Below are 19,039 nucleotides of genomic sequence, written 5' to 3'. Positions count from 1 at the left end.
TTCCCCTTTTTTGAACAAATCGCAGCAGCGATCAGTCCCTCATGTTTTGCCAGGAGAAAAGCGAGCTGGACCATAATTGTCAAATATCAAATTATCCTATCATTATAACCAGAACTCATATGGTCGATTCCCGATGAAAGTACGCACATGAATATCCGGCAGCTGGAAGCGTTTCACAACACAATAGAAACTGGTTCGGTAACACATGCCGCAGAACGCATGCGGATATCACAGCCAGCAGTCAGCAAGCTGCTGCGCAGTTTCTCGGATGCCTGTGGCTTTCAGCTTTTCGTTCGCACTAACGGACGGCTCACACCGACACTGGAAGCACGCATGCTCGCCACTGAGGTTGCAAAGATGTTTTCAGGTACGGCACGTGTAGCGCGATTGGCCGACGCTGTCCGTAATCAGGAATGGGGAGAGATAACTCTTGTCGCTCCACCTGCGCTAACAACTCGGTTTCTAGCGCAATCTCTGGCACCCTTGCTCGCTGATCAGCCGGACATTCATTTTACAATGCGCAGTTTGCCATCCCCGCGCATTATCGATCTTGTTGCAGCACAGCAAGTTGATATCGGTTTGAGTGTACTGCCGTTCGAGAACCCGAATGTTCAAGCAGAACGTTTAATACGCTTTGAAATGGTTTGCGTATTGCCAGCAGGTCATCTTCTTGCGCACAAAGCCGTTATTGATCTGGAAGACTTGAGCGATGATCCCTTTATATCTCTTGCTCGCGACGACTGTTCGCTGATGACGATTGACCGTGCTTTTCAGATCAAAGGTGTGCAAAAGAGAAACCGAATTGAAGTTCCACTTTCTGAAACCGCCTGTAGTTTTGTGGCCAGTGGTGTCGGTGTGTCGATTGTCCCGTCTTTTGTCGGTTTGGATTTCACTACAGAGACACTAATACGGCGACGGATCGTTCCCGAAACCACGATCGATCTCTGGCTTCTTACGCCTAAAAATCACCCGAGATCTCTGGCTGCAAGCAAACTCATTGACTTTCTTCGGCGGGTCGTAGCGCCGTTCGATATCCGTCAATAACAGGAAGAGTAAAAGTCATTTCTGCCTTTTAAGGTACCGCTTTGCTGAATCCCTTTAATTCCCTCACTACTTGGTAAGTGGAATCCAATTCTTCGTTGAACCATTTGGAATGGAAATCGTTGTGAGAGGCGTGGCACGTTTAAAAGGTGATTCACATTGGTTCATGAAAAAGCGACCGAGCAGCGAGTGTTGCGAGAATCTCTGCCTTATTGGCAGACCACACCGCATATAACGGTCAGAACGAAGACAATTCCATCCAAACGGCACTACGATGTCATCATTGTCGGTGCGGGCATTAGCGGGGCACTTGTGGCTCAAGCCCTTTCAAATGGCAAAAGAAGTATTGTTATAATTGACCGACGAGCGCCAGTGCTCGGGAGCAGTATGGCGAGCACAGCCATGATCCAGCACGAAATTGATGTCCCCCTTTTCAAGCTCAAGAAATTTCTTAAAGAAAAGGAGGCGGAACGAATTTGGTTACGCTCTGCGCAATCGGTCAAATCACTCGTGTCCATGATCCGCGAGCATAGTATTTCATGCCATTTACAGCCCAAAAAGGCCCTGTACCTTGCCGGTGATGAATATGGGATGCGCGCATTGGAGTCAGAGGCCGAAGCACGAAATTCTATCGGTATTGGCGCGACTTTTCTTGATGACCGGCGTCTGAAAGACCAGTATCAAATTGATAGAACTGGCGCGATTGTAAGCGACATCTCGGCTTCAGCCAACCCGGCACAACTCACCGCCGGTATTCTTCGTTCATGCATCAAACAAGGTGTTGAAGTGGTTGCAAACACCGAAATTACGGATCTGGTCAGTGTCTCGGATAAAGTAGCCTTATCGACTGCCGCAGGCTCGATCATCACCGCTTCAAGTGTGATCTTTTGTACAGGGTATGAGTTCCTCAAGTCTTTGGCTAACAAGGATCACCAAATCATATCGACCTGGGCTATAGCCAGCTCGGCTAATATTCAATTGCCCGCTTGGCTTGCAAACCATCTCGTTTGGGAGGCTTCAGACCCGTATCTTTATTTCCGTACTGCTGAAAATGGCCGCGTTATCGCTGGCGGAGAGGACGAAAAATCTGACGGCGCTTATCAGAATGAACAGAAATTAGTCAAAAAGAGTCACAAAATTGCAAAGAAAGTGAAAGCACTTATCGGCCGCGACATTGGCGAGCCGGAATACCATTGGGCTGCCGCTTTTGGCTCGACCTCACTTGGCATTCCTATGATCGGTGCGGTACCCGGACATTCAAATGTTTATGCTGCAATGGGATATGGAGGAAATGGCATAACTTTTAGCAAAATTGCTGCCGAGATCTTATCAGCTCAACTTGATGGTCAGCTAGACCGTGACGCGGACCTCTTCTTGTTCAGGTAAAACTTCGAAAAAATCTCACCGTTTTACGAACCGTCATCCATAGCGTTTCTTTTGTGGTGTGCTTACCCTTGTTCACGACTTTCACCATTGCGGAACAATTTCTGGGTTCAGCGGTTTCACTCTTGAGGTGAAAAATTATGACTAAGAAGGCCAAGCGGAGTGAAGCGCTCAGAAATGTCAGGGAGCCATTAAGCTCGGCATACCTGGTGGAAGAAGTGAGTTTTTGCGGCCATACAAAGATTAAAAAGCCGGTCGCGCCCTTTGTGATATGGTGGCTGCTAATTTTGGGGGGCGTCGCTATCTGGTATGTTTCTAGTTGATTGGCCCGGTTGTTTCAAAATTCACTCACAGACAGGATAAGTCATGGTCAAATATCAACAGAATACCGATCCACTGACACAAGACAGCGATGTCAAATACTTAACTGAGAATTCGGATCTTTCACCATTACAGGCCAAAGAACTGATTGAGAAAATAGGCCGCAATCGTACCGAGCTTCTTAAGAAGGCTAAGACCTTTAAAGCCGAAAGCTGATGAATTAAATCGCGCCAATCATATTCTGTCCATATGCGAGACAGCGTGGACAAATTTGAGCCAGTATCTTGTGGTTGCAATATGGACCATGCTGATGAACTCTCTGCGAGTTGGTCGTATCGGGGGCAATGGCCCGGTTGATTTTAAGTCTGCCAAACATCCGTTCGATTAAGTTGCGCTGTTTATACAGCGTGCGATCATATTCGATCTTCACGCGGCGGTTTGCTCTGCCGGCAATGACGGGTTCGATATTGCGACTGGCAAGATCATTACGAATAACATCCGCATCATAACCCTTATCAGCAAGAAGCGCCTGTGGCGCTTGCTCGGGTAAGTTGATCAACGTGTCATAAGCCTTGCAATCTGCTGTCTTGCCAACCGTCAGGTGGAAGACAAGCGGTCTTCCTCAGGCATCAGCCAGACAGTGAAGTTTACTGGTGAACCCGCCACGCGAGCGGCCAAGAGCGCGTCGATGAATCCCCTTTTCCCCCGCTGCTGAAATATGGGCGCGAACTATGGTGCTATCGATGCTGTAGTGGCGACTTTCAGCAATGATCTTGGCAAGGTTGACTGAAATGGCCTCCCAGACCCCGGCATCGCTCCAGCTCCGAAACCGCCGATAGATCGTACACAAATTGCCGTATTTGGGTGGAACATCCCGCCACGGGGTACCGCAACGAAGTTCTAAAGTATGCCGTTGATGATTGCATGATTTTGCTCCGGGAGACGCCCGCGTCCCCGATTGACGGCTTCAATCGGAAGCAAATCCTTCAAGACACGCCATTCGGATCCGCTCAAATCACCTCGGCTCATAACCGCTTCCAAAAAGCAGCCTTGAATCAAGCGTCGATCAATACGTCAGCCAATTCGTCCACGCCCCCCGGCAATATGCTCTAACAGATTGCACGAGGCTAAAAGGGTGTCATTTGTCAACTCAGGTTCACACCTAACATTGGTCGTAAACATAGCGGCTTGAGTCCTGAGAAAGCGATGTGTTCCAGCGTTAGCGATACCGTACAGTACGCCTATCAAATACTTATAAAGGCCAATTATAAAGGGCTACAGGTTTTCGGCGTCGACTTTACCTTGCGTTTCACCTTGACTGCCCAGTCGTTCCGTCATTCGTTGTATTATAAAGTAAAGACCAGGCGTCAGCAGCAAGCCGATCGTCGTCGCGGCTACCATGCCGCCAAAAATCGTCACACCAACCGCCTGACGAGCACCAGCACCAGCACCAGACACAAAAACCAACGGTAGAATTCCCAGAATGAACGAAACGGCGGTCATCATAACGGCTCTAAAACGCTGTTCCGCACCTGTGCGAGCAGCATCCATCGCAGTCAGACCGGATTCACGTTTCTCCTTGGCAAATTCTACAATCAGAATGGCGTTTTTGGCTGCTAGGCCAATTAACAACACCATGGCAATCTGAACGTACAGACTGTTTTGAAGACCAAACAACTTCAGTGCAGCAACCGCGCCTAACAATGCTGCTCCAAGCGAAAGAATGACCACTGCTGGCAAGGCCCAACTTTCGTATTGGGCAACAAGAAAAAGATAGGCAAAAAGGAAAGCCAGCGCAAAAATGATTGTTTCCTGGCCACTGCTTCTGCTTTCTTGGAACGACAAACCTGACCATTCATATCCATAGCCTTGAGGAAGAGTATCCGACGCCACAGCTTCCATTGCCGCCATGGCTTGCCCGCTACTTGCACCCAGTGCCGACACAGCATTTACCTGAGCCGACACCGAGAGATTATAGCGTGTTATAACGAATGGTGCCAATACTGTTGTTAACGACACGACGCTTCTTAGCGGAACCAAGGTTCCATTGCGATTGCTGACGTGAAGTTTAAGGATATCTTCGCTATGCGCTCGGAAGTCTGAATCCGCCTGGAGATTGACCTGAAATACGCGTCCATTGAGGGTAAAGTCGTTGACGTACCTTGAACCGAAATTTGCACCTATTGCCGCGTAAATATCCGAAACACTTAATCCAAGCGCTTCGGCGCGCGAACGATCAACATCTACGTAAACCTGCGGCACATTCGCATTAAATGTTGTAGCCGCTCCGCCAATTTTCTGGCTGCGATTAAAGTAACCAAGGAGAGAACTTGTAACCTGAGCGATTTCCTCAGGCCGCTGACCCTGAAGGGCCTGTAGCCGAAAGTCAAGGCCGCCTACTGACCCAATTCCGGCGATTGCCGGTGGAGCGAAAACAGATATGTTCGCACCCGGAACCCGTGCAAACTGAGTTCGCAAAGCAGTGATAATACTGTTAAGCTGCAGCGCTTGAGTTTCGCGATCCTCCCAAGGTAACAGCGCGGCCACCGCCATAGCTCCATTAGGTGTACTGGTCGACTGCAAAATACTAAAACCAGCAACCGTGATGACATCTTGAACACCTTTTGTTTCGCTCAGCACTTTGCGAACCCTCTCAACAACCAGGTTGGTCCTATCGAGCGAGGCTGCACTTGGTAGCTGGATATCCACAAACAGCGCGCCCTGATCCTCGTCGGGCAAGAAGGTCGCGGGCAAATTGACAAAAATGAGATAGGCTGCAGCAAAGCACGCGATAATTCCCGCGAGTGGAACAAACCAGTATTTCACCAGAAGACCTACAAATTTGCCGTAACTGGCGCGGGTTTTTTCCATAAAGCGGGTGAACCACGCCAAGGGACCACGCTTATAACCGCTCGCACCGCGCCTGAGTAAGAGAGCAGCCAAAGCTGGGCTCAGTGTGAGTCCCACGAACGAAGAAATGACAAGAGCTGATGAAATCGTAACTGCGAATTGTCGATAGAGTTGCCCTCCAATGCCCTCCAAAAATGCTGTTGGTGTCACGACAGCTAGCAGCACAAGTGTCGTCGAAACAATTGGTCCAGTGATCTGACCCATCGCCTTGCGCGTCGCATCAGCGACAGAAATATCCGGGGTATCGTCCAACACGTGTTTAACGTTCTCGACAACTAGGATAGCATCGTCGACAACGAGACCAATGGCAAGAACCAGAGCCAGCAACGATATCATGTTAAGTGAATATCCTGCGGCCAAAAGTACTGCAACAGCACCAAGCATTGAAACCGGGATCGCAAGTGCTGAAATAAGTGTTGCGCGCCAATCTTGTAGAAAAATGAATGTGACAGCGAGTACAATTGCAAATGCTTCGAATAGCGTTCGGGTTGTCAATTGTAGACTGGCTTCCACAAATCGGGTCGCATCGTAAACGATATGGTATTGCAAACCAGCAGGAAATCTGGCGGACAGTCGCTCGAGCTCGGCTTGTACTGCTGTTGCTGTGTCGATGGCATTTGCACCAGGCGACTGGTTGATTTGTAACATCGCGGATTCATGACCGGCAAAACTTGCTCTGGACGCATAGTTTCGCGCTCCCAGTTCAATCCGAGCGATGTCGCGTAGATACACCTTGGCACCGTCTGCACCATTGCGAACAATGATAGCTCCGAATTCATCGGTGTTTCTGAGACGGCCTTCAGCAATCAATGTAAATTGAAGTTCAGATCCGGCCCGCATCGGAGGCGCACCTGCTTGTCCAAGTGTCGCTTGAATATTCTGGCGCTGAATTGCAGACGAAACCTCATCGACTGATATTCCCAGCGCATCCATTCTTTGAGGATTGAGCCAAACGCGCATCGAATACTCTGACGCTCCGACAACACTCGCCTCACCCACGCCTCCCACCCGCGAGACCGCATCTACTATCGTAGCCGTGGTGAAATTAGTGATCTCAAGTGCGCTCAGGCTGTCGTCCGGCGAATAAAAAGCTATACCCAATACAAAATCGGGTGAGCGAGAGCGAACGGAAACACCTTGCTGAGCAACTGCCGCAGGCAACCGTGAAATTGCGAGTTGTGCTCGGTTCTGCACATTGACTTGAGCAAGCTCTGGATCCGTGCCGACCTCGAATGTCACCGACAATGTGTACTGTCCGGCATTTGAACTTGTGGATGACATATAAATCATGTCGTCGACGCCATTAATCGCTGTTTCGAGCGGCCCACCCACGACATCCGCAATCACTTCAGCACTGGCTCCGGGATAAAAAGCCGATACCGTGACCGTGGGAGGAGCAATTTGTGGATATTGCTGTATAGGCAGTGAAAATATGGCAATCGCGCCAGCGATAGAAATGAACAGCGAAATAACGATGGCTAGTCGGGTCCGTCTTATGAAGATCTCAGATATCATTGTCCGGTCCCCACTTCGCCAGCGATGTGATCATGTGGTTCAACGCTCTGGCCGTCCATAATTCTCTGAAGGCCTTCTACGACAATTGTCTCTCCTGCTTTTAAACCCTCAGCAACAGACCAGTTATTGCCCAGTCGCGCGCCTGTTATGACTGCGCGTCGGGAAACTGTGTTACCCGCATTGAGTACGAAGACGTACTTTCCTTCTCGGTCCTGCAACACGGACGACATGGGAATAATCGGCAGATCAACGGCCGTTTCATCTAGCAGGGTAACCGCAACAATTTGTCCCGGAACCAGAAGATGATCCTTATTGCCAAATATCGCGCGTACAGCGACCGTTCCAGTCTGAACGTTGACCTCGTTGTCGATAAACTGAATGCGACCCTCCTCTTCATACTCGGTTCCGTTCGAAAGCTTCAGTGTAAGCCTGAAGCTTTCAGGATCAATTCTACCGCCCTGTGCCTCTTTTTGGCGCAAATCAGTGAGAGCCCGATCAGTTATAGAAAACACAATCCGAACAGGATCCAATTGCACGATCCGTGCGAGCGGACCGCTAGTTGGACCCACCAAATTGCCGACAGTGAACAGTGAGCGCCCTATTGTTCCGTTTATAGGCGACCTGACCCGCGTGTAGGAAAGGTTCAGTCTAGCCGTATTGCGTGCAGCCTCAGCGCTTTGAACATCGGCGGAGGCGATGTCAAAGCTCGCCTGTGCATCATCAAGGGATGCTTGAGAGGCCGTATTGCGATTGGCAAGAGTTCGGGTGCGAGACAAGGACTGGCGAGCCGCATTCTGTGCAGCTTGGGCGCGCGCGACCTGTGCCTCAACTTGAGCGAGAGCGGCCGCCATCTGATCGGGCTCAATTTCGAAGAGCAAATCACCTGCCTTAACCGCCGCCCCTTGTTCAAATGTTTTTTGTTTGAGAAAGCCCGTAATGCGTGCCTGAATGTCGACGGATTCAATTGCCTCTATCTGCCCATTGAACCGCAACGGCGCAGCCGACGACGCCTTTTCTACTGTCTGGGTAATAACTGGCGGTGCTTGAACTTGCTGCGCAATCGCTATCCGCGAAACAAAAAGCGGATACAAAGCGATTAATACAGCGAGTATTGAAGCACCCAAAAACCTCTTTGTCACTTACGTATCCTTTCGCAATCCCACGATTATGGTGGTTAGTTCACGCATTGCGGGTACTTAAAGCACTGCCAAGATACGCAATTCCTGCAATTAAGAGTGCTATTCCCGCGATGGATCCTGATGGAAGATCCCGCGTCAGTGGCCACTTGAGAACGAGGGCCGCGCTCGCGCTCAGTGCGATCAATCCAGACAAGGTAAACCACCACCAGCCGCGTTCTGGTCTGATTTTAAATGACATGGCAATCTGGAGGAAACCGTGTACGAATACAACAATGGCAATAAGAAGCGTAATCGCAAGAGCGCCTTTGAGTGGATTGATATATATCATTACTCCACCAACCAGCTCCACCGCGCCAGACAGCTCCTGCCAAACAAAGCCTGCCCAGCTTTTTACCCAAAGCGACTGGATGATCTTGACCGCACCTATTCCCATAAGAACGAAGCCGAAGATTGTGCTTGCGGCAAATTCGGAAAAAACAGGCAAGAGCAAACAGAGAAATCCACCCGCTAAAAATAATATTCCAAGCCCAAGAAATCCCTTCCATTTGCGCTTTTCAATAAATTTACGATTGATTTTCAGCAGTTGATGAGCGTCCATCCTCGACCCCTCGCGCCCCAAGCGGGCTGTATCACTACTTCAAATTCCAAATATTGATCCAGAAACACATAAGAACACGATACAATGTAATAGTACATGCTGAAAAATATAGAAATCTAAATCAGACTTTCAGCCACTATTCTCCAATTTTACCCAGCTTGAAGATAAAATGCTCAAACGCAAACTGAGCTGCGTCACCAACGCCTCAACAACTCGATCATCTTCCTTGTCGGCAAACAATGTGGCGTCGATCTCGACTTCATCGCTGCTCTCAATGAGTTCGCTTTTAATTGCATGATATCGTAGCTTCATGAGGTCGAGTGACTGTATCAGCGCCGCCCTTACTGCAATCTCGCTTTCGGCAGAACACCTAAACTTGACAAGGTAAAACCGCTCAGTCTCGGGCGTAATAAAAGAATAACGATCAACGAGCTTCGCAATTCTCGGCAAAGAGATATTCAGACATACAATGAAGAATGCAGTTTCAACAGCGAGAAACCAAAGGCCATAACCCGTGAGCACCCCCACTGCTCCTGTACTCCACACGGTCGCAGCCGTGCTCAAGCCTTTAACGCTGGCACCGTCCTTGATGATGAGACCAGCCCCCAGAAATCCGATGCCCGTTACGACCTGCGATCCCATTCTCAGATCGGCCTGAAACCCGAAAGCCTCCGGTAGGGAACAATATGCTGCAGCTCCGAGCGCGACAAGCCCATGCGTCACAAGCCCAGAATGGCGCTGTTTTAACTGTCGCTCCAGACCAATCGCAGAGCCTAGAAGCAGCGCTATGCCAAGATTGAACATAATGGATTGCATTGCAACAATTTCTGACATTCGGTGGGCTCTCCAGAATTACTGTACTAAAGTCGAGCAATCAGGGCCGGTCCGTTTTCGCTCCTGTGCGAAGAGCACAGCATTACGTTATCAGCACTAGGAGCGTTTGTAGTTTTCAAATTTGCGGTTCTAAGTTCTGATAGAACCCACAATATTGCAAAAAATTTTGTTGACTTACATCATACCTTTATCATTTAAAAAGCCATAAAAAACCAATAATTAAAAAGCTAATCGCATTTTGATACTTGAATTATTTCAATGAAAGTTGTTTCATCAAGAAAATTTCGATTGCATACTCTCTTGTATCGACTGAGGGGTCAGATAACATGGGTTTGCTTGGAATATTGATGGGGCTCGCGCTCCTGATGTGGTTTGCATATCGCGGGTGGAGTGTCCTTTTGCTCTCTCCGGTGGCTGCGTTACTTGCAGCGCTGATTTCCGGTGAACCACTTTTAGCTAACTGGACCTCAACCTTCATGACAGGCACGGCGAGTTTCGTCGCAAGATGGTTTCCCCTCTTTCTGCTTGGTGGAATTTTTGGCAAGCTGATGGATGATAGCGGCTCCATCACCGCAATAGCGCACTACATGACCGAACGGCTGGGTGTGAAGCGAACTATGCTATCTGTCGTACTGGCATCGGCTGTAGTGACCTACGGTGGTGTCAGCGTATTTGTGGCATTCTTCGTTCTGGTGCCTATGGCGCGTGAAATGTTCAAGGCTGCAAATATACCTGCACGGCTCATGCCTGCCGCAATAGGGCTGGGCGCATTCACTTTTACAATGTCTGCGATGCCTGGGACACCATCCACCAACAATGCTATTCCCATGCCCTATTTCGGAACGACAACCTTCGCCGCACCTGGATTGGGGATAATCGCCTCCCTGATTACGTTGGCTTTTGGCATGTGGTGGTTGCAACGCGCCGAAACGAAAGCCAGGATTGCAGGCGAAAACTATATAGATGATAGTGGCGACATTGAAATCACGGAGAAAACCAGAGAGCGGTCGACACTTTCAGGTGATTTCGATCCTGCTGAACTTGACAAGGGTGTCCGTGCGAAACGGCAGCCCCCCTTCTTTATCGCACTTTTTCCATTGCTCGTGGTCATCTGTATCAACTTTTTAATGGCGTTGATCATCCTTCCGCGCATTGACTTTTCGTTTCTCGAGCAACAACCTTGGGGCATTAATGTCTCGTCGGCCATTGGTCTATGGGCGGTTCTCATTGCCCTTACCGCAGCTATAGTTACGTTGATAGCGTTCAATTTTGGTCGCCTACAGGCGCTTCGGGAAAGCTTGGACGCTGGTGCCAATTCGTCGGTACTTCCAATTCTAACCATTGCAAGCCTTGTCGGGTTTGGTGCAGTTGTAGCAGCCATGCCCGCATTTTCTCTGGTCCGCGATGCGGTCCTAGAAGTGCCCGGCGGTCCACTCGTCTCTCTCGTCGTTGCAATGAATGCGCTCGCAGCACTCACTGGTACGGCATCGGGAGGCATGGCTATCGCCCTTAACGCTCTGGGCGAGCAATATATGAAACTTGCAATCGAGTATGGTATCAATCCGGAGCTTATGCACCGTCTCACGGTGATAAGTGCTGGGACGCTTGATGCCCTACCTCATAACGGGACCGTACTTCTACTTTTGCAAATTAGCAGACAGACCCACTCTTCAAGTTATTTAGACATGATTATGACTGTGATTGTCGGAGTGATCATATCTCTTATTGCGGTCTTCGTGCTTGGATCGATGTTTGGTTCCTTCTGAGATTATTCCATTTAAAGGAAGCGACAATGAAAAAATCTCTGGTTCTCGCTATGATCGTCTCCACAGTGACGATTAGCCCGGCTTTTGCGCATCTTAATCCAGCGGAACATGGTTCCTTTGCTGCAGGCTTCACTCATCCTGTGTTTGGCGTCGACCACATCCTGGCGATGGTGGCGGTGGGACTTTGGGCATCTATGCTCGGTGGTAAGGCGCTCATCCTGGTTCCTATGAGCTTCGTGAGCGTGATGCTGCTGGGTTTCCTGATGGCACTGAGTGGTATTTCGTTGCCGTTTGTCGAACCCGTCATTCTTGCGTCAGTCATTATCCTTGGTCTGTTTGTGGCTGTAGCCTTCCATGCTTCAACGTCAACTGCAGCTCTTTTAGTTGGCTTCTTCGCTTTCTTTCACGGTTATGCCCATGGAGGTGAAATTGGCGGAGCAGCGTTCCTGTCTTATGGCGCAGGCTTTGCACTTGCTACCATGTTGTTACACGCAGTCGGCATCGGCATCGGGATTACAATAAGTCGAATGCTTGGCGGGGGAACTGGTCAGGTTTTCATGCGAATGGCAGGCGGTTTAACTGCTCTCGCAGGACTGTATCTGATCGCTTCCTGATATGGATTTCATTCATTGAAGGAAAAAATGAACAGCTTAAGTCTCTGTGGAAGATCAGGTTGATATGGATTTGCTTGGACACGCGTCGGGACAATGCTTGATTCACCTCATGCGTCTTGTAAGCCCCAATCACCCGGTGGGAGCGTTCTCATACTCTCGCGGGCTAGAATGGGCGGTTCAGGCTGGCATAGTCAAAGATAAAAAGAGCTGCGCGTTTTGGGTCTTTGGTCTTCTTGAACACAGTTTTGCGGCGCTCGACGCTCCCATTTTCATACGAATTATGAACGCGCTGGGACGGTGCGAGGAAACGGAATTCTTCCGATTAAATGATTGGTTGATAGCAAGTCGGGAGAGCCGAGAAATCGAGCTGGAAGACCGCCGGATGGGGGAGTCATTGTTAGCCATGCTCAGAGAACTCGATGTCGGGCGAGTCCGAAATCTCCCTCCACAATGTCGCTTGGCTTTTCCTTCAGCTTTCGCGATAGCCGCACATCACTGGTGCTTATCGCCCCTAGATGCTTTGCGTGGTCTGATGTGGAGTGTGATCGAGGGACAAGTCACCGTCGCAATCCGCATAATACCCCTTGGTCATACCGCCGGTCAAAAGATCCTGATAGAGGCCGCGGTTTCAATTGAGCGAGCAATCGAAACCGCGTTTGGGCTCAACGATGACGAAATTGGAAATACAGCCCCTTACCTCGCAATGGCGAGTGCATGGCATGAGACACTTTATAGTCGTCTATTCCGATCATAGGTGCAGCTTTTGAAGGTATCGCTTACGATTTTCTTCGGGCGTAGTTGCATCCTCAGGGGCGACAGGTGTCAGTACTTTAAAAGCGTTCTGACCGATGAGCATGATCCACGTTACGATAACAAATGTCGAGGTAAGGACGGGCATTCCAATAGGTTTGAGGAAAATCGCGATTGATGCCCAAAGCCACGTCGCAACAACAGCACCAAAGATCGCATAACAAAAACTGCTCCAGTTGAAAACCAGGAAAAAGCCACCAAGCGCCATCGCAGTCAAGGCCGCATTATAGCCGAAAAGCCCATCTCGTATCGCTCCCTCCGGACCACCAAAAGCTGCGGCCACCAAAGCTCCAATTATAGCACCAAGCAGCCCCATAAAGGCGCTTATGCGTGAATTGACTGCGATTCCTGCGAGAATAATATAGCCAGTGATCCAGTTATCCTGAAAAAAAATTTGTCCTATAGAGTTTCCAATACCCATATACCACGTTGGAAGCATGTAAGATGCAGCATATGAAAACTGTTCTGGAGAAACTGGCTTTGCCATAGGACCAGCCTCTATCGCGTCAAACTTAAGGATTGCGCACAGGAACAGCCATCCCACAAGTACGAAGGGCATCGTCAGTGGTGCAACTTTGTGACCTCCAAGTATTACGGCGATGCTGGCAAAAGCCATAGTCGAAAAGGATGCTCCCACGATCAAATATATAGCCATGGCCGGTGAAGGTAGCATTCCGTTGCGAAAGTCTGCACTCGTAAAGGCTATCAGAGCGAGAGCAACTAAAGCACCATTGAAGCCAAACAATCCATCCCGGATCAGTTGCTTGTCTGCTTTCAGAAGAATTGCAGTAGAACTGCTAGCGACAACACCCACTATACAGACTAACGCATAAATCCAAGAATTGATCAGAATACCTAATAAAATAATCAGCCCAGAAAGCGGATTGTTTTGAAACACGACCTGACCGATGCCGCGCAGAACTGTGTCAAAAAAAGAACCCAAAGAGTGATCACGAGAAACATTGATTTGCATCATATTTATCCTCTTTTGGTGATCTATTACCGGTTTGCATTACAAGCTATGCGCATGAAACTCTGCTGGTTGCCCGAGATTGTTTCTAGTATAATTACTGCGGTATTGGCACCAATCGCGTGTATCGAACGAGCTTATGGAGTTGCTATAAGAAATATTCGTTCGCCATAGAAGCCAATTGTGTGTCGAGTTGATTGGCGTGTGCGTCCAAATTCTTTTCTTTTTCACCAATGCGACGACTTAATATAATTCAATCCTGGAATTGAAACTCGAAACACTTGGCTCACTAAGCGGTAAACGATTTAAAGTGCATGCCGCCTAAAAAAACACTGAACAATAAAATGCTCAATTTTTAGCTGGCACATCGCCTTCGCCGCGGACATCGGATGCGTTTTCTTTTACGCTAGTCCAACTGCGAAAAAACTCCCGAACCGTTCTGCAATGCTCTAGAACAGGAAGTAACGCTGCGCCATCGGGAGAATGTCAGCTGGTTCGCAAGTGATCAGTTCGCCATCCACCCTCACCTGATAGTTCTGAGGGTCAACCTCGATTTTGGGGGTAAGACCATTATGGATCATGTCCTTCTTTCGTATAGATCGTATACCTTTGACTGCAACAAGTTGCTTGCTCAGTCTAAGTTGGTCACCAATGCCATCATTGAGAGCCGCTTGAGAGACGAATGTCACGCCGGTTGAACCAAGTGCGCGCCCCAACACGCCATACATCGGGCGATAATGAACGGGTTGCGGGGTCGAAATCGACGCATTGGGGTCGCCCATAGGCGCAATTGCAATCATGCCACCAATCATCACGATACTTGGCTTCACGCCAAAAAAGTCCGGTTTCCATAATACCAGATCCGCACGTTTTCCCTTTTCGATCGAACCAATCTCATGTGCAAATCCATGTGTAATAGCGGGATTAATCGTATACTTAGCAATATAGCGCTTGGCTCGAAAGTTGTCATTTCGGTTACTATCTTGGGATAACGGACCGCGCTGCACCTTCATCTTATGTGCAGTCTGCCAGCAACGTAGCGTTGTCTCACCTATCCGGCCCATTGCCTGAGAATCCGATGACATCATAGAGAACACCCCCAGATCATGAAGTATGTCTTCAGCTGCAATGGTTTCTCTTCTGATGCGCGACTCCGCGAAAGCGACATCTTCAGGAATTTTCGAACTCAGATGATGGCACACCATCAGCATGTCCAGATGCTCATCAACGGTATTGACTGTATAAGGACGGGTCGGGTTTGTTGACGAGGGAAGAATATTTTCTTCGCCGGCCGCTGTTATAATATCGGGTGCATGACCTCCACCTGCTCCTTCTGTGTGGAAGCTATGGATCGTTCGTCCCTTCATCGCAGCAAAGGTATCTTTTACAAAGCCACTTTCGTTAAGCGTATCACTATGGAGAGCAACCTGAATGTCCTCTAGTTCAGCAACATTCAGACAATTGTCTATCGCAGCAGGCGTTGTCCCCCAATCCTCATGTAGCTTCAGCCCAATCGCACCTGCCCGAATCTGTTCATGAAGTGGTTCGGGCCTGCTCGCATTTCCTTTTCCCAGCAATCCGACATTAATTGGAAGTGCTTCTACTGCTTCAAGCATACGATGTATTGCCCATGGACCCGCGGTAACCGTCGTTGCAAGAGTGCCTACGGTAGGGCCTATTCCGCCCCCCACAAGTGTTGTTGTGCCACTGGACAAAGCCTCTTCGGCTTGCTGGGGAGCAATGAAATGAATGTGAGTATCAATCCCCCCCGCAGTAAGAATTTTGCCTTCCCCGGCGATTACATCAGTTCCTGGCCCTACGACGATATCGACACCTGGCTGAATATCGGGGTTTCCGGCCTTACCAATGCCCGAGATACGTCCATTCTTAATGCCAACATCGGCTTTAATGATCCCCCAATAGTCGAGAATGATCACATTGGTTATAATCAAATCAGCTGTTTCCGCAGCCACCCTCTGGCCTTGCCCCATGCCGTCACGGATAACCTTGCCCCCGCCAAAGGTTACTTCTTCCCCGTAAACGCAGCGATCCTCTTCAATCTCGACGATGAGTTCTGTGTCGGCGAGACGAAGCCTGTCGCCCTTCGTGGGGCCATAAAGCTCGGCATAGGCTTGTCTTGAGATCGTCCCCATCCACCTCTCCTACAGTTTACCGTTTACTTTGGCATTGAAGCCATAGACTTCTCTTGCACCGTCCAGAGCAACCAGTTCGACTTGCCTGTCTTGGCCTGGTTCAAAACGGACAGCAGTTCCCGCAGGAATGTTAAGCCGAAAACCTCGAGTTTTTTCCCGGTCAAAGACAAGCGCTTCGTTGGTTTCGTAAAAATGATAATGTGATCCAACCTGGATCGGCCTATCCCCCGCGTTCTCAACCATTAAACTTCGTGTTTGGCGACCACTATTGAGCTCAATTGTTCCGTTCTCGATAAAGTATTCACCGGGTATCATGTTCGTCCCCTAAGGAATTGGATTATGCACGGTCACTAGTTTGGTACCGTCTGGAAATGTCGCTTCGACCTGAATGTCATGTATCATCTCAGGTACTCCATCCATCACATCGTCGCGTGTGAGTAATGTCGCGCCGAATGACATAAGTTCAGCAACTGTTTTTCCGTCTCGGGCTCCCTCCAGTATTTCGGCAGAAATAAGAGCTATGACTTCTGGATAGTTGAGCTTCAGTCCTCTGGCTTTCCGTCTTTCCGCAACAAGCGCCGCCGTAAAAATTAGAAGTTTATCTTTTTCGCGTGGCAATAGTTCCATTCGCTCACCCTCTCGAACTTATTATGTAGCCCAAATGCGCGGAGCGGCGGCCGGCTTTCCCAACCCGGCCTCTCGCAGTATTTCCCAAGCTTTTCGAAAAATTGCCTTAGCCTCTGACATGCTCCGTCCTAGATATCGGCAGACAACAACTCTCTCCAACCGAGAGACGGAAAAAAGCCGGGCTGTCTCTTTGCCGAGCGCTTCACGCACTCGATCAATAGCATACTCTGTCATCGGGCCAGTATAAACCATCGTTCCCAAGATTGGTTGCTCAGCCAAACCAAACGAGGAGTTGATAATAATGTCCCCTCCTGAAAGACGAAATTGCTCAAACCAGATCAAGTGACCATTTTTCACTATTCTTGTGCGCTGACGGAATTGACCGGTTCCAAAAATTTCGCCACATGCAGGCCGACCAAGGCTAATAAACTCCCACCCCAGATAGATTGCATTCCCAGTCAGGCTGATCGTGGTGTCTATTGAAGCGTTTGCACCATCAAAGATTATCGTTTCTTGAGGTAGATATTCGCATATTCCTTCCGTCTCCACATCAATTTCCGTCTTAAGAATACTGCATCCTTGATTGCTCTTATAAAATTTGGTTGCACCGGGAGTCGTGAGTACAGTGCGTGAATCAGGCCCCAGGAAACACCGTATACTGAGCTCATCGCCGCCTGCCACCCCACCAGGCGGATGCAAGAGATAGACATGCGCCACGCCGTCAGGTTCGGGGTAAAACGGGCGCTGCACGGCCAGAGGGCCAACGTGCCGCCGCCGCACCAGTCGGGTCGCCTGATGGTTTTGCTCGAACCAAAGTTCGAGCCTGGCATGCCAACCTTCAACCATTTAAAAATGCCACTTCTACGCTTAGAACAACTTCAATGCGTGAACGACGTCGAAAATAGATCCAGGCAATAAACTATTTTTCACAATAACTCGACGTGATGATTACGACAAGTTTAAATCTGTACTTGCATCAATATATAATCACGAATAAATTCAGCCGTCATTATTTTTTGGAATCTGAGGAAGCGCCCATGCAAGTTGTGACCGCAATCAGACATAATCCAAACGAAAATTTAAACTTTCACGCTGTTGTGCGGGATACGGTTGTTCTTAAGCATGACGAACGCCATCTACGTCGAAAGGCACTCACTCTTCTTAGCGGAAAGAAGATCCTTCTGGATTTAATAGAGACCGTTGCACTTGTCGATGGCGACGAACTTTTGCTCGAAGATGGTTCGGTGGTGAAAGTATCAGCTGCTGTTGAGCCTCTCCTCGTGGTACAATCTTCCTATCCGGCTCACTTGATTGAACTGGCGTGGCATATAGGTAATCGTCATTTGTCAGCTGCAATTTTCACCGACCACTTCCTCATCCTGAATGATCACGTCATTAAATCCATGCTTGAGGGGCTGGGTGCAACCGTTCACGAAATAAGTGCCCCTTTTAATCCTGTACGCGGCGCTTATGCGAGCCACGGGGACAAAGAAACTTCAATCCATCGTCACGAATAATCCAGCTTATACATACTGAAGATCGAGCTTTCTTCCGAATTGCAGGTGTCAGTACTTCTCTTCGAACAACGAATTCGCCCCACTGAGGTCGTTCAAACTGCCTTCATTATTTAAGGGGATCACTTTTTACAGGTTCTATAGTCAATGCGATTACACGTGAACCGAACGAACGTACATACAGAATTGAGGATTAGAACATGGCATCAAAAAATGGTCCACTACGTGTTGGAATAGGCGGCCCTGTTGGTTCAGGTAAAACCACATTGACCGAAAGGCTCTGCAAGGCCTTGCGCGATCGCTATTCAATCGCGGTCATTACCAATGACATCTATACCAAGGAGGATGCCCTCATTCTCGTACGCAAGCAAGCTCTTGCCGAGAACAGAATTATGGGTGTTGAAACAGGGGGATGTCCCCACACGGCAATTCGGGAAGATGCTTCAATTAATCTCCAAGCAATCGCGGAAATGAACAGAAGAATTCCTGACCTCGACATTGTGTTCATTGAATCAGGCGGGGACAATCTTGCAGCGACGTTTTCTCCCGATCTGGCCGACCTGACAATTTATGTCATTTCAGTATGTCAAGGCGAGGAGATTCCACGCAAAGGTGGGCCAGGAATTACCCGGTCGGATTTTCTTGTGATCAACAAAAGTGATCTCGCCCCATATGTAGATGTAGATTTGGAAATAATGCAAAAAGATGCGCAGCGGATGCGAACCGGCCGCCCTTTTGCCTTTACTGACCTCACTCGGGATAAGGAGCTCGAAAAGGTTATAGATTTCATCGTAGAGAACGGCGGCCTCTCCAATTGAGTATTGTTCGAAACCATTTATGTCCG

General features: G+C 49.0%; 17 protein-coding genes and 1 pseudogene. 8 read left to right on the top strand and 10 right to left on the bottom strand.

Annotated features, from left to right (window positions below):
* Positions 1–147 precede the first annotated feature (147 nt).
* From OIV19_RS19260 to OIV19_RS19250, 3 genes are all read left to right on the top strand, one after another.
* Positions 148–1,044: a LysR substrate-binding domain-containing protein gene (locus OIV19_RS19260; RefSeq protein WP_264232969.1), complete on the top strand. Its 897-nt coding sequence runs from the start codon at positions 148–150 to the stop codon at positions 1,042–1,044.
* Between the two features lie 156 nt (positions 1,045–1,200).
* Entirely contained in the window at positions 1,201–2,427 is a 1,227-nt protein-coding gene (locus OIV19_RS19255; RefSeq protein ID WP_264232967.1) for an NAD(P)/FAD-dependent oxidoreductase, read from the top strand.
* Positions 2,428–2,790: 363 nt separating this feature from the next.
* Entirely contained in the window at positions 2,791–2,961 is a 171-nt protein-coding gene (locus tag OIV19_RS19250; RefSeq protein WP_264232965.1) for a hypothetical protein, read from the top strand.
* Between the two features lie 18 nt (positions 2,962–2,979).
* On the opposite strand, the pseudogene OIV19_RS19245 reads toward OIV19_RS19250, so the two are convergent.
* From OIV19_RS19245 to OIV19_RS19225, 5 genes and pseudogenes are all read right to left on the bottom strand, one after another.
* Positions 2,980–3,774 (bottom strand): annotated as a pseudogene (locus OIV19_RS19245) (IS5 family transposase).
* A 246-nt stretch (positions 3,775–4,020) separates the two neighbouring features.
* The gene (locus OIV19_RS19240) at positions 4,021–7,170 is read right to left on the bottom strand and encodes an efflux RND transporter permease subunit (RefSeq protein ID WP_264232960.1); all 3,150 of its coding nucleotides are present in this window, start codon (positions 7,168–7,170) and stop codon (positions 4,021–4,023) included.
* Positions 7,167–8,309 (bottom strand): efflux RND transporter periplasmic adaptor subunit, encoded by a 1,143-nt coding sequence (locus tag OIV19_RS19235; protein WP_264232958.1) that lies wholly within the window; start codon positions 8,307–8,309, stop codon positions 7,167–7,169. The genes OIV19_RS19240 and OIV19_RS19235 overlap by 4 nt, the downstream gene beginning before the upstream one ends.
* Before the next feature lie 40 nt (positions 8,310–8,349).
* Positions 8,350–8,907: an HdeD family acid-resistance protein gene (locus tag OIV19_RS19230; protein ID WP_264232956.1), complete on the bottom strand. Its 558-nt coding sequence runs from the start codon at positions 8,905–8,907 to the stop codon at positions 8,350–8,352.
* A gap of 129 nt (positions 8,908–9,036) precedes the next feature.
* On the bottom strand, positions 9,037–9,741 hold the full coding sequence (locus OIV19_RS19225; protein ID WP_264232954.1) for an MgtC/SapB family protein: 705 nt from the start codon (positions 9,739–9,741) through the stop codon (positions 9,037–9,039).
* Positions 9,742–10,067: 326 nt separating this feature from the next.
* On the opposite strand from OIV19_RS19225, the gene OIV19_RS19220 reads away from it, so the two are divergent.
* From OIV19_RS19220 to OIV19_RS19210, 3 genes are all read left to right on the top strand, one after another.
* Positions 10,068–11,507: a GntT/GntP/DsdX family permease gene (locus tag OIV19_RS19220; RefSeq protein WP_264232952.1), complete on the top strand. Its 1,440-nt coding sequence runs from the start codon at positions 10,068–10,070 to the stop codon at positions 11,505–11,507.
* 26 nt (positions 11,508–11,533) lie between these two features.
* On the top strand, positions 11,534–12,121 hold the full coding sequence (locus tag OIV19_RS19215) for a HupE/UreJ family protein (protein ID WP_264232950.1): 588 nt from the start codon (positions 11,534–11,536) through the stop codon (positions 12,119–12,121).
* A 64-nt stretch (positions 12,122–12,185) separates the two neighbouring features.
* Positions 12,186–12,875: an urease accessory UreF family protein gene (locus OIV19_RS19210; protein WP_319637622.1), complete on the top strand. Its 690-nt coding sequence runs from the start codon at positions 12,186–12,188 to the stop codon at positions 12,873–12,875.
* Here the strand turns inward: OIV19_RS19210 and OIV19_RS19205 are convergent.
* The 5 genes from OIV19_RS19205 to OIV19_RS19185 form a co-directional block, all read right to left on the bottom strand.
* A complete protein-coding gene (locus OIV19_RS19205; protein ID WP_264233005.1) occupies positions 12,870–13,904 on the bottom strand; it encodes an urea transporter in 1,035 nt (344 codons plus the stop codon). The two genes, OIV19_RS19210 and OIV19_RS19205, sit on opposite strands and share 6 nt — an antisense overlap.
* A gap of 446 nt (positions 13,905–14,350) precedes the next feature.
* Positions 14,351–16,054: an urease subunit alpha gene (gene ureC, locus OIV19_RS19200; RefSeq protein ID WP_264232946.1), complete on the bottom strand. Its 1,704-nt coding sequence runs from the start codon at positions 16,052–16,054 to the stop codon at positions 14,351–14,353.
* Between the two features lie 9 nt (positions 16,055–16,063).
* Positions 16,064–16,369 (bottom strand): urease subunit beta, encoded by a 306-nt coding sequence (locus OIV19_RS19195; protein WP_264232944.1) that lies wholly within the window; start codon positions 16,367–16,369, stop codon positions 16,064–16,066.
* Positions 16,370–16,378: 9 nt separating this feature from the next.
* On the bottom strand, positions 16,379–16,681 hold the full coding sequence (gene ureA, locus OIV19_RS19190) for an urease subunit gamma (RefSeq protein ID WP_264232942.1): 303 nt from the start codon (positions 16,679–16,681) through the stop codon (positions 16,379–16,381).
* Between the two features lie 21 nt (positions 16,682–16,702).
* Entirely contained in the window at positions 16,703–17,527 is an 825-nt protein-coding gene (locus OIV19_RS19185; protein WP_264232940.1) for an urease accessory protein UreD, read from the bottom strand.
* A 191-nt stretch (positions 17,528–17,718) separates the two neighbouring features.
* Between OIV19_RS19185 and OIV19_RS19180 the strand changes: the two genes are divergently transcribed.
* Both OIV19_RS19180 and ureG read left to right on the top strand, forming a co-directional pair.
* Positions 17,719–18,198: an urease accessory protein UreE gene (locus OIV19_RS19180; protein ID WP_264232938.1), complete on the top strand. Its 480-nt coding sequence runs from the start codon at positions 17,719–17,721 to the stop codon at positions 18,196–18,198.
* A 197-nt stretch (positions 18,199–18,395) separates the two neighbouring features.
* Positions 18,396–19,013, top strand: a complete 618-nt coding sequence (gene ureG / locus OIV19_RS19175; protein ID WP_264232936.1) for an urease accessory protein UreG — start codon at positions 18,396–18,398, stop codon at positions 19,011–19,013.
* Positions 19,014–19,039 lie beyond the last annotated feature (26 nt).

Source organism: Brucella sp. HL-2 (assembly GCF_025846885.2).
GTDB lineage: Bacteria > Pseudomonadota > Alphaproteobacteria > Rhizobiales > Rhizobiaceae > Brucella > Brucella quorumnocens.
Note: the sequence above shows the minus strand (reverse complement) of the source record. Positions and strands in the feature narration are given on the sequence as shown.

Coding starts and splice junctions, on each gene's coding strand:
- OIV19_RS19260 (WP_264232969.1), top strand. CDS start 148: ATGAATATCCGGCAGCTGGAAGCGTTTCACAACACAATAGAAACTGGT.
- OIV19_RS19250 (WP_264232965.1), top strand. CDS start 2,791: ATGGTCAAATATCAACAGAATACCGATCCACTGACACAAGACAGCGAT.
- OIV19_RS19240 (WP_264232960.1), bottom strand. CDS start 7,170: ATGATATCTGAGATCTTCATAAGACGGACCCGACTAGCCATCGTTATT.
- OIV19_RS19230 (WP_264232956.1), bottom strand. CDS start 8,907: ATGGACGCTCATCAACTGCTGAAAATCAATCGTAAATTTATTGAAAAG.
- OIV19_RS19225 (WP_264232954.1), bottom strand. CDS start 9,741: ATGTCAGAAATTGTTGCAATGCAATCCATTATGTTCAATCTTGGCATA.
- OIV19_RS19220 (WP_264232952.1), top strand. CDS start 10,068: ATGGGTTTGCTTGGAATATTGATGGGGCTCGCGCTCCTGATGTGGTTT.
- OIV19_RS19215 (WP_264232950.1), top strand. CDS start 11,534: ATGAAAAAATCTCTGGTTCTCGCTATGATCGTCTCCACAGTGACGATT.
- OIV19_RS19210 (WP_319637622.1), top strand. CDS start 12,186: ATGGATTTGCTTGGACACGCGTCGGGACAATGCTTGATTCACCTCATG.
- OIV19_RS19205 (WP_264233005.1), bottom strand. CDS start 13,904: ATGCAAATCAATGTTTCTCGTGATCACTCTTTGGGTTCTTTTTTTGAC.
- ureC (WP_264232946.1), bottom strand. CDS start 16,054: ATGGGGACGATCTCAAGACAAGCCTATGCCGAGCTTTATGGCCCCACG.
- OIV19_RS19195 (WP_264232944.1), bottom strand. CDS start 16,369: ATGATACCCGGTGAATACTTTATCGAGAACGGAACAATTGAGCTCAAT.
- ureA (WP_264232942.1), bottom strand. CDS start 16,681: ATGGAACTATTGCCACGCGAAAAAGATAAACTTCTAATTTTTACGGCG.
- OIV19_RS19185 (WP_264232940.1), bottom strand. CDS start 17,527: ATGGTTGAAGGTTGGCATGCCAGGCTCGAACTTTGGTTCGAGCAAAAC.
- OIV19_RS19180 (WP_264232938.1), top strand. CDS start 17,719: ATGCAAGTTGTGACCGCAATCAGACATAATCCAAACGAAAATTTAAAC.
- ureG (WP_264232936.1), top strand. CDS start 18,396: ATGGCATCAAAAAATGGTCCACTACGTGTTGGAATAGGCGGCCCTGTT.